Annotated in this window: 17 protein-coding genes and 1 pseudogene; 5 read left to right on the top strand and 13 right to left on the bottom strand. The window is 58.9% G+C overall.

Annotated elements, in window-relative coordinates:
- Positions 1–28: 28 nt before the first annotated feature.
- The 3 genes from P3R82_RS10900 to P3R82_RS10890 all read right to left on the bottom strand — a co-directional run bounded on the left by P3R82_RS10900 (position 29) and on the right by P3R82_RS10890 (position 1,458).
- Complete coding sequence (locus P3R82_RS10900; RefSeq protein ID WP_283193842.1) at positions 29–211, bottom strand: hypothetical protein; 183 nt, start codon at positions 209–211, stop codon at positions 29–31.
- Positions 212–226: 15 nt separating this feature from the next.
- Positions 227–907: a hypothetical protein gene (locus P3R82_RS10895; protein WP_111563841.1), complete on the bottom strand. Its 681-nt coding sequence runs from the start codon at positions 905–907 to the stop codon at positions 227–229.
- A gap of 107 nt (positions 908–1,014) precedes the next feature.
- Positions 1,015–1,458 carry a pyridoxamine 5'-phosphate oxidase family protein gene (locus tag P3R82_RS10890; RefSeq protein WP_283193841.1) on the bottom strand — a complete coding sequence of 148 codons (444 nt, stop codon included), beginning with the start codon at positions 1,456–1,458 and terminating at the stop codon, positions 1,015–1,017.
- Positions 1,459–1,574: 116 nt separating this feature from the next.
- On the opposite strand from P3R82_RS10890, the gene P3R82_RS10885 reads away from it, so the two are divergent.
- Positions 1,575–1,856: a hypothetical protein gene (locus P3R82_RS10885; RefSeq protein WP_349294061.1), complete on the top strand. Its 282-nt coding sequence runs from the start codon at positions 1,575–1,577 to the stop codon at positions 1,854–1,856.
- Between the two features lie 121 nt (positions 1,857–1,977).
- Here the strand turns inward: P3R82_RS10885 and P3R82_RS10880 are convergent, their stop codons facing one another.
- From P3R82_RS10880 to P3R82_RS10855, 5 genes are all read right to left on the bottom strand, one after another.
- Positions 1,978–2,358, bottom strand: coding sequence for a GFA family protein (locus P3R82_RS10880; protein WP_111563716.1), 381 nt, complete (start codon positions 2,356–2,358; stop codon positions 1,978–1,980).
- Positions 2,355–2,561 carry a hypothetical protein gene (locus P3R82_RS10875; RefSeq protein ID WP_283193840.1) on the bottom strand — a complete coding sequence of 69 codons (207 nt, stop codon included), beginning with the start codon at positions 2,559–2,561 and terminating at the stop codon, positions 2,355–2,357. The genes P3R82_RS10880 and P3R82_RS10875 overlap by 4 nt, the downstream gene beginning before the upstream one ends.
- A 636-nt stretch (positions 2,562–3,197) precedes the next feature.
- Positions 3,198–3,893, bottom strand: coding sequence for an MgtC/SapB family protein (locus P3R82_RS10865; protein ID WP_283193838.1), 696 nt, complete (start codon positions 3,891–3,893; stop codon positions 3,198–3,200).
- A 9-nt stretch (positions 3,894–3,902) separates the two neighbouring features.
- Entirely contained in the window at positions 3,903–4,283 is a 381-nt protein-coding gene (locus tag P3R82_RS10860) for a hypothetical protein (RefSeq protein ID WP_283193837.1), read from the bottom strand.
- A gap of 107 nt (positions 4,284–4,390) precedes the next feature.
- Entirely contained in the window at positions 4,391–4,996 is a 606-nt protein-coding gene (locus tag P3R82_RS10855; protein WP_283193836.1) for a TetR/AcrR family transcriptional regulator, read from the bottom strand.
- 226 nt (positions 4,997–5,222) lie between these two features.
- Between P3R82_RS10855 and P3R82_RS10850 the strand changes: the two genes are divergently transcribed.
- From P3R82_RS10850 to P3R82_RS10835, 4 genes are all read left to right on the top strand, one after another.
- Positions 5,223–6,242 (top strand): XdhC family protein, encoded by a 1,020-nt coding sequence (locus tag P3R82_RS10850; RefSeq protein WP_283193835.1) that lies wholly within the window; start codon positions 5,223–5,225, stop codon positions 6,240–6,242.
- A gap of 86 nt (positions 6,243–6,328) precedes the next feature.
- A complete protein-coding gene (locus tag P3R82_RS10845) occupies positions 6,329–6,862 on the top strand; it encodes a 2Fe-2S iron-sulfur cluster-binding protein (protein WP_111563705.1) in 534 nt (177 codons plus the stop codon).
- The gene (locus P3R82_RS10840) at positions 6,859–7,848 is read left to right on the top strand and encodes a xanthine dehydrogenase family protein subunit M (protein ID WP_283193834.1); all 990 of its coding nucleotides are present in this window, start codon (positions 6,859–6,861) and stop codon (positions 7,846–7,848) included. Before P3R82_RS10845 ends, P3R82_RS10840 begins: the two co-directional genes overlap by 4 nt.
- On the top strand, positions 7,845–10,145 hold the full coding sequence (locus P3R82_RS10835) for a xanthine dehydrogenase family protein molybdopterin-binding subunit (RefSeq protein ID WP_283193833.1): 2,301 nt from the start codon (positions 7,845–7,847) through the stop codon (positions 10,143–10,145). Before P3R82_RS10840 ends, P3R82_RS10835 begins: the two co-directional genes overlap by 4 nt.
- An 80-nt stretch (positions 10,146–10,225) precedes the next feature.
- Here P3R82_RS10835 and P3R82_RS10830 read toward each other — a convergent pair.
- From P3R82_RS10830 to P3R82_RS10810, 5 genes and pseudogenes are all read right to left on the bottom strand, one after another.
- Positions 10,226–10,493: pseudogene (locus tag P3R82_RS10830) on the bottom strand (LysR family transcriptional regulator); the annotation flags it as partial.
- 712 nt (positions 10,494–11,205) lie between these two features.
- Complete coding sequence (locus tag P3R82_RS10825) at positions 11,206–12,150, bottom strand: nucleotidyl transferase AbiEii/AbiGii toxin family protein (protein ID WP_283193832.1); 945 nt, start codon at positions 12,148–12,150, stop codon at positions 11,206–11,208.
- Entirely contained in the window at positions 12,140–12,727 is a 588-nt protein-coding gene (locus P3R82_RS10820; RefSeq protein WP_283193831.1) for an AbiEi antitoxin N-terminal domain-containing protein, read from the bottom strand. The genes P3R82_RS10825 and P3R82_RS10820 overlap by 11 nt, the downstream gene beginning before the upstream one ends.
- A 380-nt stretch (positions 12,728–13,107) precedes the next feature.
- A complete protein-coding gene (locus P3R82_RS10815; protein WP_283193830.1) occupies positions 13,108–13,368 on the bottom strand; it encodes a type II toxin-antitoxin system prevent-host-death family antitoxin in 261 nt (86 codons plus the stop codon).
- A 205-nt stretch (positions 13,369–13,573) separates the two neighbouring features.
- Positions 13,574–14,101 (bottom strand): 2'-5' RNA ligase family protein, encoded by a 528-nt coding sequence (locus P3R82_RS10810; protein WP_283193829.1) that lies wholly within the window; start codon positions 14,099–14,101, stop codon positions 13,574–13,576.
- Positions 14,102–14,114: the final 13 nt, after the last annotated feature.

Here is a 14,114-nt window from a genome sequence, read left to right as displayed (position 1 = left end):
CAGGGACCCGCAGACACTGCATCAGTTTTCAACCACTTCCCGGCGAGACGCTGGCGTCGTCCTTTTCGGGCAACGAACCTGTCCCTGGGGTCTTCGTCTCGTCGGTGAGATGATCTTGTGCATGCGGACCGGCGGCCGGGTGATCCTGAGGTTTCGCGGGCTTTCTGTCCGTTTCCTCGATGTCGCGTCGCGCCTTCTTGTCCTTGTCCATGACCCACTCCCTCGATCAAACCCGAGGAATGGGCTGGTCCAACCGGAGCCCACCCATTTCACGCTCTTCGGGAGACTTCTCACCCTCAGCGACGTCGCGTTGATGGCCCGTAGGCAAAACGTCGTCGCGAATGTCGTCGGGCAGCTCCTGATCCAGTTCGTAGGCGCGAACGCGGGGTGAGGTTTCATGGGTGCTGCGCGCGTATTGGTTTACGCCTGCCGCTTGCGTGGCTGCCCCTGCCTCATTGAGACCTGGCTCGCCGGTAAAGCTCGGGGCCGGCGTGACTTGCCTCGCTGTCCAGCCTTCTTCTCTCCATAGGTCAGCGCGCTCGTCCATGTCGATGGCGCCGTGCTCGTCCAGAATGTCATGGGCTGTTTCGTATGTCGCATCGTCTACCGAGGCCGATACCAGGAAGCCACCCCGGCGGAGGCCTTCCGCGTAGATGGAGCGGTCCTCGTCAGGAAAGAACCAGTCCTTCAGCGCATCGAAGAAGCCGCCGCGATCGTCTGCCGCGACATTGGTTTTCTCGGCATCAGCTTCATAGCCGGCCATGAGGCGGGCATTGGCGACGCCTGCGTCGCTGAGACGCTCGACAGCACTTTCTGCTTCGGATCGGGTGTCAAAGAATGCGGTGAGGGTGCTTTTCGCGATGCCGTGCGAGGCGTCGCTTGTGTTTTCGTTATAAATGTTGGCCATGGTTTCCTCCATCCATTGATATCCGGGCAACTCGTATGGTGCGCCAATGTTCCGTGTACTGCTGGAAGTTGACCCCCTTTGGCTCTTGGGAACTGTATCTGGTTGGCTCACCCGCGCGGTATGTCGACCTGCCCGTTCTTCTCACCGTCCCAATAATACACGGACGATGCCGAGACCTTTATCAGAACGAGGCCAGGCGTTTGGGTGCCCTCAGGGAACCAGCGGTCGAGGCCCGAAACCCAGTGAGCTTCGAAGGATGCCTTATCCTTGACGATCGACGCCATCCCTTGGATCGCAATGACGATGCCCGGTTTGCCCAGAAGGCTCGGAGGCTCCGTGAAGGTGAGAGAGACATCATCGATGCCGTTGATCTCGCTGATCTTGCGAGTGTTTTCATAAGAGAAGAACCAGGAATCGCCGTCGTATTCGACGTCGCCGTTGTTGCTCATCGGGCGGCTGGAAATCCTACCCGACCCGCTCTGGGTCGATAGCATGCAGAAGTCGATCTTCCTGATCTTGGATGCGAGGTCTTCGAAAGTCATCGCGGACATGGCTGATCTCCCGTTTTCGTGTGCGGGATATCGTCCACGAGACCCGATTGTTCCGATACGCAGCAAACCTTTTGCGCGGACCGACGTTGTGTTTGTGAGCAACGAGGAGATCAGCAATGACCCAATTTGAAAGCAGACAGAGCGAAAAGGTGACCGAAACCGCGACTGAAGCCAGACAGGGCAGCTACGGCCGGCCAGTCTTGATGGTGCTGGTCTGCAGTCTCATTCTGGCGCTGCTTGCGTGGGGTGGCGTCGAAATGTGGGGTGAGCGTCAGGACACCGACACCAACCCGACGGCGTCAACCAAGCAGGATCCGATCAATTCTCAGCCATCGGGACCCGGCGCCTTCGACAATAACGCGGCCGATGGTAGTGGCCGCCCCCCCGCAGGCGACTGATCGCGCCCCCAACCCCTAGGTTATGGCGGCATACCAACACAGGTAACGACGCCAAACGCTTCGCGGTAGCTCTGCTCGCCATCACATCGCCGCGGCAGGGAGCCTGCTGCCGGCTCTACGGTCAAAGTTTTAGGGGAGGATCCTCTTCATGTCGTTCCGTCCCAGGAATAGCCGGCAACCAATTCTCTCGCCGTTTCGTCCAGACTTCCATTTCGGGAGTCAGTTCGCTTGGGACGTTGTCCAGCGATCCAAAACGAATCTCGACGTCATCATCGTTTAGGCAAAAAAGGCGTCCTCCGCAGCGCGGGCAAAAGCTCCGACCTGCGAATGTCGATATCTCACCGGAATAGGTGAACGCATCGCGACGCCAATGCGCGAAGGAGGTGAATGAAGATCCGCTTTCCTTGCGGCAGTCCGCGCAATGACAAATTCCTATACGAAAGGGTTCGCCATCAGCCTGGTATCGTACCGCGCCACAGAGGCAGCCTCCCAAAAAAGTCATGCCTGTAACCTCCTTGACTTTGCCTGCGCCCCGATTGGCCAGGCAACCAGCTCTCCGCACTTGTCGGCGATGTGCTGGCGTGCGCGGTTGACGCGGCTTTTGACGGTCCCCGCCGCGCGATGAAAGTGCTCGGCAGCCTGTTTATAGGTAACGGGCAGCCCGACCAGCGTCTCATCGGCATCGAGACCAATGAGGTCGGCCAAGGCAGTATCCGCTTAAAGAACATTCCTTTCCAGGCACACGTCCAGATGCCGGGTTCAGCCGTCAATTGAGTAGAATTCATCGTGTTGTGCGCCTTTCGAGTTCGTTACCCCGGTAAGCGGCCACTCAACCCAAGGGTGGTTCAGCGAATAACTGGTGCGAATGGCTACGGTTTGCCAGAGATGGTCATGAAACGTACATTCTCGATCGCGAATTTAGCGAGTTTCGAATGGCGCCATGGCAAGGCAATAGCGTCAGGCAAGCACTTTCGCTTCGATCGCCGCGGCGATGACTGCCTCTTTAACTGCCTCGCGGGCATGCCGAAGGCTCGATCTTCGAGGCATCGGCGCCGTGCAGTATCGAGCACAAGCGAATCCGTCAGTGGCCAGCGGTGGCGGAAGTAATGCAATGCCTCGTCTGGACCGTGGATGAGTTCGGAGTGGCCGTTGCCGATCCGTACGGAGATAGGCGCTGCCCGGTGAGTTTCCACGGGCTTTGCATTGATCGTCATGTTGCACGTCCAATCCGGGACACCATCGTCCCTCACGGTGATCGTCGCCTCCACCTTGAACAACGACCGCGCGGCGGAGTTCCCGTTTGAGATCGCTTTCTTGGTTGGTGGCTTGGAAAGCTGTCAGTCAGTTGATAGTCGAGCGATTTTCAAACCCGATCACCGAAAATCGCTCCCTCAACCCATCGGCGATCGCGGTCGCATCGCGACCTGAACGGCCGGATGTCCAGCGGATTTCGAACATCAGAGCGTCGCCGTCATCGATCTCCCGCAGAGTGGTGAAGCAGGCGGTGGAACCTGATGGGAGGGCGGCCCTGATGTCAGGTATGGGTGAGCCCTTAGGCACCTTGATGGTCACCGAGCTCTTCTCTTCGCACGACATCCATTGCTGAATGTGTCTCAGCGGCGCGAGAATGAGAAGGGTGAGAACCGTGGCGGCCGCGCCTATGACAATCTGTCCGCCGCCGAAACAGAGGCCGATCGCTGTTATCACCCAGAGCGTTGCAGCGGTCGTCACCCCGGTCGCGATATCGCCGCGACGCAGAATTGCGCCGCCGCCGATAAAACCGACGCCCGTCAATATTCCGAGCGGAAAGCGCAGGATATCCATCGAGCCGTTGACGCCCTGGCTCGTGGCCAACAGCATGTTAGCCTGGATCATCGGGATGCAGGCCGCGAGCCCGACAAGTGTGGTTGTGCGCAGCCCGGCGGCGTGACCGCCTTGTTCCCTGTTCGCACCAATCAAGATGCCGGCCAGCAGGGTCGCCCCGATACGAAGGGCGATCTCCGGCCAGCCGGGGGTGATCGGCATCAGGTCAAGCACGGCGCGATCCTATTTTTCAGCGCGGCTGAGAAGGACACGCATCTCTTCGAAGCGGCGCTTGCGATCCCCGTCGTCGACGGTCGGTGAATAGCAGGTGCTGGATACGCAGAAGCGCGCCAGGTTGTGCGGTTTGTCCGCCTTGTCGAATTCGCATTCGAAAATATCGGTCATCTCGGCCGGCGCCGTACCCTGGCGCGTCGAGTAGGACATTCGGACACCAGGCGGTTTCAACTCGGGAAAGGACTGGACCGTGCCGATGGAAAGCTGATCGGTCATGAAAAAGCTCTTGGCAACGGATTTACAGGTATCCTCGAGCTCGCTTGATTGCGCCCTTGCCGTTGCGGGTAGGGTAAATACGACAAATGCAAATAGAATAATCGGCTTGCGCACGGGCACTTCCTCCACTGTCTCTGTCGATGGAGGTAGAGCAGCGAGGCCAAAAGCAAATGGCGGTCCGTGCGACGACGACGATCAAGGAGCGCCAGGCGGCCCATCGGCTAGGTACTGCGTGGAGTATGTTTTCGCAACCCGTCCATGATCAGGCGAACGATCCTGTGTGCCCGTTCGCGCCAGTCGGGCGTGTCCGGGATCGAGTAAATGCCGAACAGCGTGTAGAGAACGTCGCTTGCCTCGAGATCGTCCTTGACCGTGCCCGCCTCTATCGCCGCACGAAGAAGCTTGTCGAAGGCGGCTGTCACGCGCGTCGTTCCCTCCGTAAAGAGAGCGGCGTTTGAGGTGAACAGCAGCTTCAGGCTGCTGGCCATACCGCGCTTTGCCGCCATGTAGCTGACGAAACGGTGCATCCACTCATCGAGCGCGATATCGGGTGCCTTTTCGGCCAAGAGTTCGACCGCGGCGCTAGCGAGCAATTCGAGTTCGCGCCGATAGACTATCTCGACGAGATGTTCGCGGGTTGGAAAGTGTCGATAAAGCGTACCAATGCCGACACCCGCCCGCCGGGCAATCTCTTCAAGCGAAACATCCGTGCCCCGTTCAGCAAAGGCTTTCGACGCGACCTCGACCAGTTTGGCGCGATTGCGCTGCGCGTCAGCACGTAACCGCGGCTGTTCCTGCGCTTGCGATGCATCCTCTTTCGGTAACAATTTCCCACCCCACGACAGGGCTTGACGAAACTTCGTCAGCCACTACCTATAAACGGAGGCTCCTCCGTTTGTGTCGGGGTGCCATCCAATTTCTAGTGAGGATTGGGATGGATGTCATGTCCAAACTGGTGGGCCGGGTCGCGAAGTCAACCTGTGATGTTCGCGAGTTCCAGGTCTTCTTGATATTTGAGGCTACGCACGCCGCGATCGGTGGGAGCGTTTGATTATGATATCGACACACCGATGGGATCGTAACCCAGAAAGTCGAAAGGCGTTCCCTGAGAGGCTAAACGATCGACAGCCACAATTCGAACGACCTTTCGGCGAGAAGATATCGCCCGCGCCGGCCAAAGCGTTCTCGACGGATTCTACGGTCGAGGTTCTCGATTTTGCTGTGAAGGCAACGCTCGCCGGCCGACAAGTTGCGTTCTGCACGCTCGTCGAAATTCGCGGCGGTTCGTCACGTGCTTTGGGCGCTCATATGGCGGTGGCCGATGACGGCTTGTACGGCGGTTACGTCTCCGGCGGCTGTACCGAGGCGGCAGTTGCTGCCGAAGCCTTGCAGGCGATATCCAAAGGGTGTGATCGGTTCGTCATGCTGGGCGAGGGTTCCCCGTTCTTCGATATTGTCTTGCCGTGTGGAGGCGGGATTACCGTTGCCGTTCACGTTGTGCGAGACATTCGACCGATCCGAAATGTGATCGAAGGGCTGGGCTGCCGGCGCGATGTTGGCTTGGCTTATGGTCCGAGCAACCAGTCGCTTTCCTTCGTGTCCGGAAAAGCCGACACCGGTTGGGATGGTGAGGCGTTCCTGACATTTTACCGTCCGGCTGTTCGAGTTCTCCTCTCAGGCCGCACGCTGGAGGTCGAGATCGCCTCGAAGGTGGCGCGGGCGGCAGGTTACGATGTCCTTCAATATGATGCGGCCGCCGGCGAGCCACCTGACGACACGCTGATCGACGCGGACACTGCCGTTGCGCTTCTACAGCACGATCTGGACCTTGAAATGCCGATCCTGGAAGCCGCCCTGCGTGGCCAGCCGTTCTATTTGGGCGCCTTGGGCAGCAGCCGAACACACGAGAAGAGGATGGAACGGCTTCGAGAACAGGGACATTCGCAGGAGGCGATCGACCGGATCAAGGCGCCGATTGGCCTGTTCAGCCGTGCCCGTGACGCCCATTCGCTGGCGCTTTCGGTGGTCGCGGATATCGCCGCTTGTCGCCAAACCGTACTGATGCGGACTTGAGCGAACTTCATCCGGGTTCGTTTGTTCGGCTCAACATCGCCAATGCTTTTCAAGCCCCAATGCTCTTCAGTCAAAGGAGATGTCTCATGCATTTTATCATCAATGGAGAGGATATCGAGGTGGAGGCGGACATCCGCACCTCATTGCTCGATCTCATGCGCAATTATCTGGGTTTGATGGGAACCAAGAAGGGTTGCGATCAAGGAGCATGCGGCGCCTGCACCGTGTTGGTGGATGGCGAGCGCATCAATTCCTGTCTGGCACTGGCGGTGCAGTATCAGGGCCGCGGCATCACCACGGTTGAAGGGCTTGCGGTCAATGGCAATCTCCACCCGATGCAGCAAGCCTTCATCGAACATGATGGCTTTCAATGCGGCTATTGCACACCGGGCCAGCTCTGTTCCGCCATCGGGATGGCGGGCGAGATCGAACGGAATATTCCGAGCGCTGTGACCAGCGATCTCACCGTCGCCGATACTCCGATCGACGATCGTGAGATCCGCGAGCGCATGAGCGGCAATCTCTGTCGATGCGGAGCCTACAACGGCATTGTCGAAGCAATCTCAGAAGCGTTGGCCCACCAGACGGCTGCTCCGACCGAGGAAAGGGTGAGGGCATGAATATCTTTTCCTATCAGCAGGCGTCGGACGCCGCTTCCGCGATCGCCTTGAAGAAGGCCGGTCCGGCCGCGAAATATTTGGGCGGCGGCACGAACCTCGTTGATCTGATGCGCGAAACGGTCGAGCAGCCAGGGATGCTCGTTGATGTTACACACCTTCCCGGCGAGATCGAACATCGTGCCGACGGCAGCCTCCTGATCGGCGCTGCGGCGAAAAACACATCGCTCGCCGCGCATTCGGCGGTTCGGTCCGATTTCCCGTTGCTTTCGCGCTCCATCCTGGCGGGTGCAAGCGCGCAGATCCGCAACGTCGCGACGGTCGGCGGCAATATTCTGCAACGCACCCGCTGTCGCTATTTTTACGACAACGCGGCGCGCTGTAACAAGCGCCAGCCACAGGCAGGATGCGACGCGCTTGAAGGTTTCAATCGCTACCACGCTATTCTCGGTGCATCCGCTAGCTGTGTCGCCACTCATCCGTCGGACATGTGCGTCGCTCTCGTCGCGCTTGATGCGGTGGTTCATCTGCAGGGACCGGCCGGTGGCCGCGGCATGCCGCTGTCCGAACTGCATCGGCTGCCGGGCGATTGTCCCGAGATTGAGGCGGAATTGCAGACAGATGAACTGATCACGGCGATCGAAATCCCGCCGCTCGGCTTTGCACGCAGCTCGACTTACCGAAAGGTTCGCGACCGCGCCAGCTACGCCTTCGCGCTCATATCTGTCGCGGCCGCTCTCGACATCGACGACGCGGGCAAGGTGCGTGACGTGCGCCTCGCGCTCGGCGGCGTTGCCCACAAGCCATGGCGAGCCATGAAGGCGGAGGCCGCGCTGAAGGGACAGCTAGCTGGCACGGAAAGCTTCCGCGCCGCCGCCGAGGCCGAACTCGCCGATGCCGTCGCTCTCAGCGAAAATGGGTTCAAGATCGAATTGGCGAAACGCACGATTGTCGCCGTGCTTGACGAATTGAAGGGAGACAACGTATGAGCGTCCAACCTGAAGCCGATAACAATAGGCCCGGCCGCTGGCAGCCTGCCGTCACACCCGATCCCATGCTGCGCAAACATGGCGCTCTCGGGCAGCCTGTCTCGCGGGTCGATGGTCCTTTGAAGGTACAGGGAAAGGCGCGTTTTGCCGCCGAGTTTGCCTATGAAAACATAAGCTATGCGGCACTAGCCTTCAGCAGCATTGCGCGCGGTCGCATCACCGAACTCCAGACCGCGGCCGCGGAAGCGGCGCCGGGCGTCATTCTCGTCATGACCTATCACAATGCGCCGCGCATGAAGGCGCCGTCGTTGATGATGTCTTCTCCGACGGCTGCCGGCGCCAGCGACCTGCCGGTGATGCAGAATGACGAGATCCACTGGAATGGCCAGCCCATAGCCCTCGTTCTGGCCGAAACGCAGGAGCAGGCGGATCATGCGGCCTCGCTGATCAAGGCGAGCTACGCGAGCCTGCCTGCCGTGACTTCGTTCGATGAGGCGAAACAAACGCCGCGGCAGTTGGAAACGCTGCTTGGTCAGCCGCCGGTGCTGGAGATCGGCGATGCCGAAAAAGCGCTCGCAAATGCCGAGGTCAAGGTCGATCTGACCTATCGGACCCCGCGGCACAACCACAATGCCATCGAACTGCATGCGGCAACGGTCGCCTGGAAGGGTGATGCGCTGCACTTGCATGATGCCAGCCAGTTGATTGATCTAACCGCTGGTCAACTCGGCGATATTTTTGGCTTGGAACCCGGCAAGGTGCGTGTCACCTCACCCTATGTCGGTGGCGGTTTCGGCGGCAAATGTCTGTGGGATCACCAGATCCTCGCCATCGCGGCCTCGAAACTCGCCGAGCGGCCGGTGCGCATTATGCTCTCGCGGGAAGGCGTCTTTCGGATCGTTGGCGGTCGCACGGTGACGGAACAGCGTGTGGCTCTCGGTGCGCGGGCGGATGGCACGCTCGATGCGCTCATCCATACCGGCACCGCGGCAATGACACTGCACAATTCCTGCCCGGAACAGTTCACCTTCCCGGCTCGCCATCTCTACGCGGCCAAGACATTCAAGCTCGCGCAGGATGTCGCCGACATGGACATGCTCGCCAACACTTTTATGCGCGCACCTGGTGAGTCCGTCGGGACCTTTGCGCTCGAATGTGCGCTCGACGAGCTGGCGGAAAAACTCGACCTCGACCCGATTGAATTGCGTCGCCGGATCGAGCCGGAAAAGGACCCGACCACCGGCAAGCCGTTTTCGTCACGCTACCTTATCGAAGCCTATGAACAGGGCGCCGAGCGTTTCGGCTGGCGGAACCGCAGCCAGACGCCGCGGCAGAAACGCGAGGGCGAATGGCTGATCGGCATGGGCTGCGCCACCGCGACCTATCCCTACCATCGCTTCCCCGGTGGCGCGGTAAAGATCAGGCTGACGTCGGAAGGTCACGTAACCGTCTCGACCGCGGTGCATGACATGGGCATGGGTACGGCGACGGCCCAGGCTCAGCATATCGCGGCCCGCCTCAGGGTGCCGATGAAAGACGTCACCTTCGAATATGGCGACAGCAGCCTGCCGCGCGGGGTGATTGCCGGTGGATCAACCCAGACCGCATCGATCGGCGGTGCGGTGATCGCGGCGACGGAAGTCTTTGTCGAGGAGTTGATCAAGCTCGCCGGCAACGACTCGCCTCTCGCCGGCCTATCGCTCACCGATGTCGAGCCACGCGATGGTGGTCTCGGTCATCGCGACGATCGTGGCCTGTTCGAGAGCTACAAGTCCATTCTTAGCCGCTCCGGCCGCGATGAACTGGTCTGCCAGGCCGAGGCACCGCCGCCGGCGGAGATGGAGGCCTTCTCCATGCACTCTTACGGCGCCCAGTTCTGTGAGGTCAGGGTCAGCGCCCTGACGGGCGAAATCCGCGTGTCGCGTTTTCTCGGTTCCTTCGACGCCGGCCAGATACTGAACGCCACGACGGCAACCAGCCAGTTCAAGGGCGGCATTGTAATGGGCATCGGCCTGGCGCTCACCGAGGAAACCAATTTCGACGAAAGGACCGGCCGAGTGGTCAATGCATCGCTTGCCGAATATCATGTGCCGGTGCAGATGGATGTCCCAAAGATCGACATCCTCTACACCAACACACCCGATCCGTGGGCGCCGATGGGTGCGCGCGGTATTGGCGAGATAGGCATTACCGGGGTCGGGGCGGCCGTTGCTAACGCCGTTTACAACGCGACCGGCATCCGAGTGCGCGACCTGCCTATCACTCTGGATAAGGTGCTACGGGAACTGCCTGTTTGAGGGTATGGAGATTGCGTGCTTTGACGGCTGGGGCACAGGCAGCGATGAAGTTTTCGTGGCCTGCGCGTCGCCAACGCGAGAAGGGACGGGATCAGTATCTCGTTAGTAAGGAAAGAGCCGACTTCGCCCGAAGCTTTCCTTTCGCAAGGCTCCGTGAGCCTGCGACTGTGCCGTTCATGTTAACGAGGTGCGCCAGCAGCCGCCTAGATGCGCCTCTAGATCTTGCAACAGCTCGCTCACGGATGCTCGGGGCAAGTTCATTATGTCAACGGCCTTCAAGAAGGAACCGGTTACGGCAACCCGGACGAAAGTGCGAATAGCGAGTATCTGATCTGAGAAACGTCCTATGACTAGGTGGACGATGATAGCTTTCCACGCTCACTGGATAAGCCGGACCATGCAAGTTCTTGCGAAACGTGGGCAAACTTGCGGTATTTAGAGGGACTTCAGCCTAAGTAGCTGCAGGTATACAAGATCGGCGTACTGGACCGCACTCCTGATCAGATGGCATCGGTTGTCGAGGAAATTCCGGCCGTTGAGGCGACGCAATCCGCTCTTTGCTGTATCGCTGTCGAAGGACACATGTCTGCGTCCGTGACACGTGTTGTGTCGACGGCCCATCGCAACGCGGCGGGACAGGCGCTGTTCAGGGCTGCGGGCTTCCGTCCCACGATAATCGAGATGACGCTTTCCTGAACTGCGAGGCTGGCTAGAAAATAGCCGGACGCTGGAGGCGATATTCCCTGCAAAATGTTCCATGTTTATGCTTACCTCGCAATGTGGAAATTAGATATCCAGCTTGTTTCGCGATTCGGACGCCCATAGTTCTTATCTGCCGATTGCCGCAGTTCATCGATGCCACGTTACGGCGAGGCCAGAGGGCGCGGGCCGGTTTCATCGCTAGTAGTGTCGTCGTTCGGGCGGTATTGCCGCCACCGACGAGCGAGTCCGGGATTATCACTTACCGGTCGGCGGCATTGCGAGGAGACGCACGTGAGTTGCTACTCACTGGTTTTGCAGTGCGATCCACTAAAGATCAGCCCACCTGGAACAGTGTTTGTCAAAGACGATCTACGTAGGAGGTGATGCGGGCCACGATCTCTTTCAGGGTGGGCCGGCCATGATAATATAGGGCCGACGTCCGCTCGTAAGCGCGCTCGTAGACTCCGAACGTCTCCGGATCGGATAGGCTGAACGCGGGATTGCTGCCGATGTCCTGATTGTCGGCCTTCGGAAAGCGTTTCTGCTTGTGGGCACCATACGCGTCCGAGCCGAGGAAAGCTTGCACGTCCGGTTGGTCTAGCAAGCAGTAGACGTCGTAATAATGTCGGAGGAAATTGGCGGGGAACTGGCCGGTTTCCTGCTGCTTGCGATATTTAGTGGAGATGGTCTGGAGCTTCTCGACCAGCGTGTAGCCGGGCTCGTAGCAGGGAACGGCCAGTGCGCGATTATTGATCAGCTCGACGCGCGATACAGCGTAATCATAGGCCCAGGAGCTGATATCCTTATCGATATTGGGAGCCACCGTGTCGAAGCCGGCCTCGAGCAACACGCCATTCTTGAGATCCGTTTTAGTGCCGGTCGTCTCGCGGTAGTAGAGGCGGATGCCGCCACTGCGGTACGTCTCGTTGTCGAATTCGGTATCGCGCTCGATCTTTTGGATACCCTCGATCGTGATCGTCTCGGCCAGCCAGTCATAAAAAGCCTTCCGGCTTTCGCGATGTGCCACCTTGTCGTGATTGGGGCCGGTTTTTACCTCCATCGCTTTCGGCGGTTCGATACGGATATCGATATCCTCCGAGAAGCGGTTGATGATGCGGTATCCTTTCGAGAGCGAGGTGCCTCCCTTCAGCTCGAATGCCATCTCCAACTGCTGCAGGCCGTATAGGCAATGCATGATCCAGTAGTCTTTTTCGACCAGCACCGGCTGCACCTTCATCTGGTCCGCTACGATGCGCAGCAGGGATGCAAAATCCTTGTGCCTATGGAGGAAGTCAGCTGGCATGCGTATCCGCGGCGAGGGTGTTGAAGAATTTCCGCGTGCGCACCATACCGTATTCTTTGGCGGCACGGGTGAGAGCGGTAGGATTGTCTTGCAGGGCACGTTCCTTCACGCGGGCCAGCACGTGATCGCGGTCCTCGGCCAGCTGGTCGAGATTGTTGACCAGATCGACCAGTAGGAATTCTTTGGTCAGGATTTTGGGGAAGGCCGGCTTTTTTCGGAACTCGAACTCGCGACCGCCCAGCATGAAGTTGCCGTGGCGCTTATGGTTATAGACGACGGTTTTGTTATAGAGCTGTGTCACGCCAACACCCAAGCTGTTATAGGCATTGGGCGAGGTGACGAGGTAACGGTCATCCTTCAGAAAAGCCTCGACGAGCGCATCATCCTCGGCGGGGGCTTTGCCGAACGCGGTTTGCTTCGGCCGGTGATAGACGCCGGTTGATAGCTTGGTCAGGTATCCTTCTGCCAGCATTTGCTGCAAATGCCGATCAACAGACGACGACCATTGGGCGAGATCCTGCCGACGGTAGACCTTGCCGGACCGCAGATGCTTTTTCAATTCCTGTAACTTCGTCATGGGATAGCTCCTGCACTCACTATAACGACATATGGTGGTGAATGCAATTTTTTACAAATTTCATGCAAATTTTGGCATCTGATCGGGGTCAGTGTTTAGCCTGCTCTTGCCAACCACGCCTGCTTGAACGCCAAGGACGGCCTCACGCACCTGCTCTTCTTGCTGTTACGACGCAGCCACCGGAGTCGGATCGTGGCGCCATTGAAGTTCACGATACGGAAGCACGCCGCGCCGGCTTGAGCGACCTGAAGCGCTGCCGGGTTATGGTCACGAGTACAATCATGATATCGCCGAGCCGCCCAGTCGCGCCCGACCTGCGTCGTGATCTCGGTCCGCTACCCCAGAGATACGGATAGGCGATGATTTATCCGGGAAGGAATTCACGGCTCATCGCCATAACCTTCGCCGCGCGCTAGACGATCGATTTCCGCTTCAAGCAAGTCTATATGTTCCGCGGGCATTTCCGCCGCGCGATGTACTTTACCCGTATCGCCGCCCGTGCGCCGACGCTCGTCATGATCGTGGCTCATTAGGACAAAGCGCGACTTCCCATGCTTGGTCAGGACGACCGGCTCCCGGCTGGCGGCATCTGTGACGTCACCGACCTGCTTATTGAGGTCACCGGTCGTGAACTGGCGCATGAAACGAACTCCGATTGAAGTTTCCAGAATATCCAGATTTTCTGCATTTGCGAGAAAAGGTTGTTCGTCGCGGGTTTGCCATCGCGACGCAGGCTACCGCATGGCTGTCGTCCCGCGCTTTCTCTGTCCATCAAGCACAAGATGTCAGCGACTGCGTTATCACAAGCGAAACAAGCAATCAGGAGAGCACCCGGCGCGCATGCGTTTAGCTTGCATGCTGGCGTGCGTCGAACATCGTCGCCCACTCGGCGGCCCACGGACCATCAAGGTATCTCCATAGATCAAGCCCCGTGATGCTGATGCCGTGCATCTGGAAGCCCTCCGAGAGCTCACGATAAAGCTTGTCCGCCCGCGCCGGTGCCACCTTGTTTTGTATGGTAATGTGCGGTTGCCACGTCCGCATGTCCTGAGAGCCCAGCCAGTTGATAAAGACTTTCCGCAGTTCATCCCTGATCGATATCAGCTCGGGGCTTTCGATACTGAACCCAACTCCCATTCCGAGGTGGCGAACGCCAGTGACTTTCGCTGTAAATGGGCCTTGGTGGTCCGCGACGGACTGAAGACTTCCCGTGATGCGCTTAACATATTCACCCGGCAACCGGTGAAACATTGTCAGATGCGCGCGGAGAAAATTTCGCTCCGGCGGGAAATGCGTTTCGCGGAGAAGATCGAATGGCTGGAGATCGACCTCGGCGACGCGCGCGGTGAGGATTAGAGGCTTATTCGTCTTCAAATCGGCGCTCCGC

This window comes from Rhizobium sp. AN80A (assembly GCF_030053015.1).
Taxonomy (GTDB): domain Bacteria; phylum Pseudomonadota; class Alphaproteobacteria; order Rhizobiales; family Rhizobiaceae; genus Rhizobium; species Rhizobium metallidurans.
The sequence above is the reverse complement of the archived record's forward strand: the minus strand, read 5'-3'. Positions and strand labels throughout refer to the sequence as shown.

What these genes read in the sequence shown, in the direction of transcription:
- P3R82_RS10880 (WP_111563716.1), bottom strand. Translation starts at nt 2,358, where the DNA reads ATGACTTTTTTGGGAGGCTGCCTCTGTGGCGCGGTACGATACCAGGCT.
- P3R82_RS10900 (WP_283193842.1), bottom strand. Translation starts at nt 211, where the DNA reads ATGGACAAGGACAAGAAGGCGCGACGCGACATCGAGGAAACGGACAGA.
- P3R82_RS10835 (WP_283193833.1), top strand. Translation starts at nt 7,845, where the DNA reads ATGAGCGTCCAACCTGAAGCCGATAACAATAGGCCCGGCCGCTGGCAG.
- P3R82_RS10815 (WP_283193830.1), bottom strand. Translation starts at nt 13,368, where the DNA reads ATGCGCCAGTTCACGACCGGTGACCTCAATAAGCAGGTCGGTGACGTC.
- P3R82_RS10850 (WP_283193835.1), top strand. Translation starts at nt 5,223, where the DNA reads ATGATATCGACACACCGATGGGATCGTAACCCAGAAAGTCGAAAGGCG.
- P3R82_RS10820 (WP_283193831.1), bottom strand. Translation starts at nt 12,727, where the DNA reads ATGACGAAGTTACAGGAATTGAAAAAGCATCTGCGGTCCGGCAAGGTC.
- P3R82_RS10845 (WP_111563705.1), top strand. Translation starts at nt 6,329, where the DNA reads ATGCATTTTATCATCAATGGAGAGGATATCGAGGTGGAGGCGGACATC.
- P3R82_RS10840 (WP_283193834.1), top strand. Translation starts at nt 6,859, where the DNA reads ATGAATATCTTTTCCTATCAGCAGGCGTCGGACGCCGCTTCCGCGATC.
- P3R82_RS10890 (WP_283193841.1), bottom strand. Translation starts at nt 1,458, where the DNA reads ATGTCCGCGATGACTTTCGAAGACCTCGCATCCAAGATCAGGAAGATC.
- P3R82_RS10825 (WP_283193832.1), bottom strand. Translation starts at nt 12,150, where the DNA reads ATGCCAGCTGACTTCCTCCATAGGCACAAGGATTTTGCATCCCTGCTG.
- P3R82_RS10895 (WP_111563841.1), bottom strand. Translation starts at nt 907, where the DNA reads ATGGCCAACATTTATAACGAAAACACAAGCGACGCCTCGCACGGCATC.
- P3R82_RS10885 (WP_349294061.1), top strand. Translation starts at nt 1,575, where the DNA reads ATGACCCAATTTGAAAGCAGACAGAGCGAAAAGGTGACCGAAACCGCG.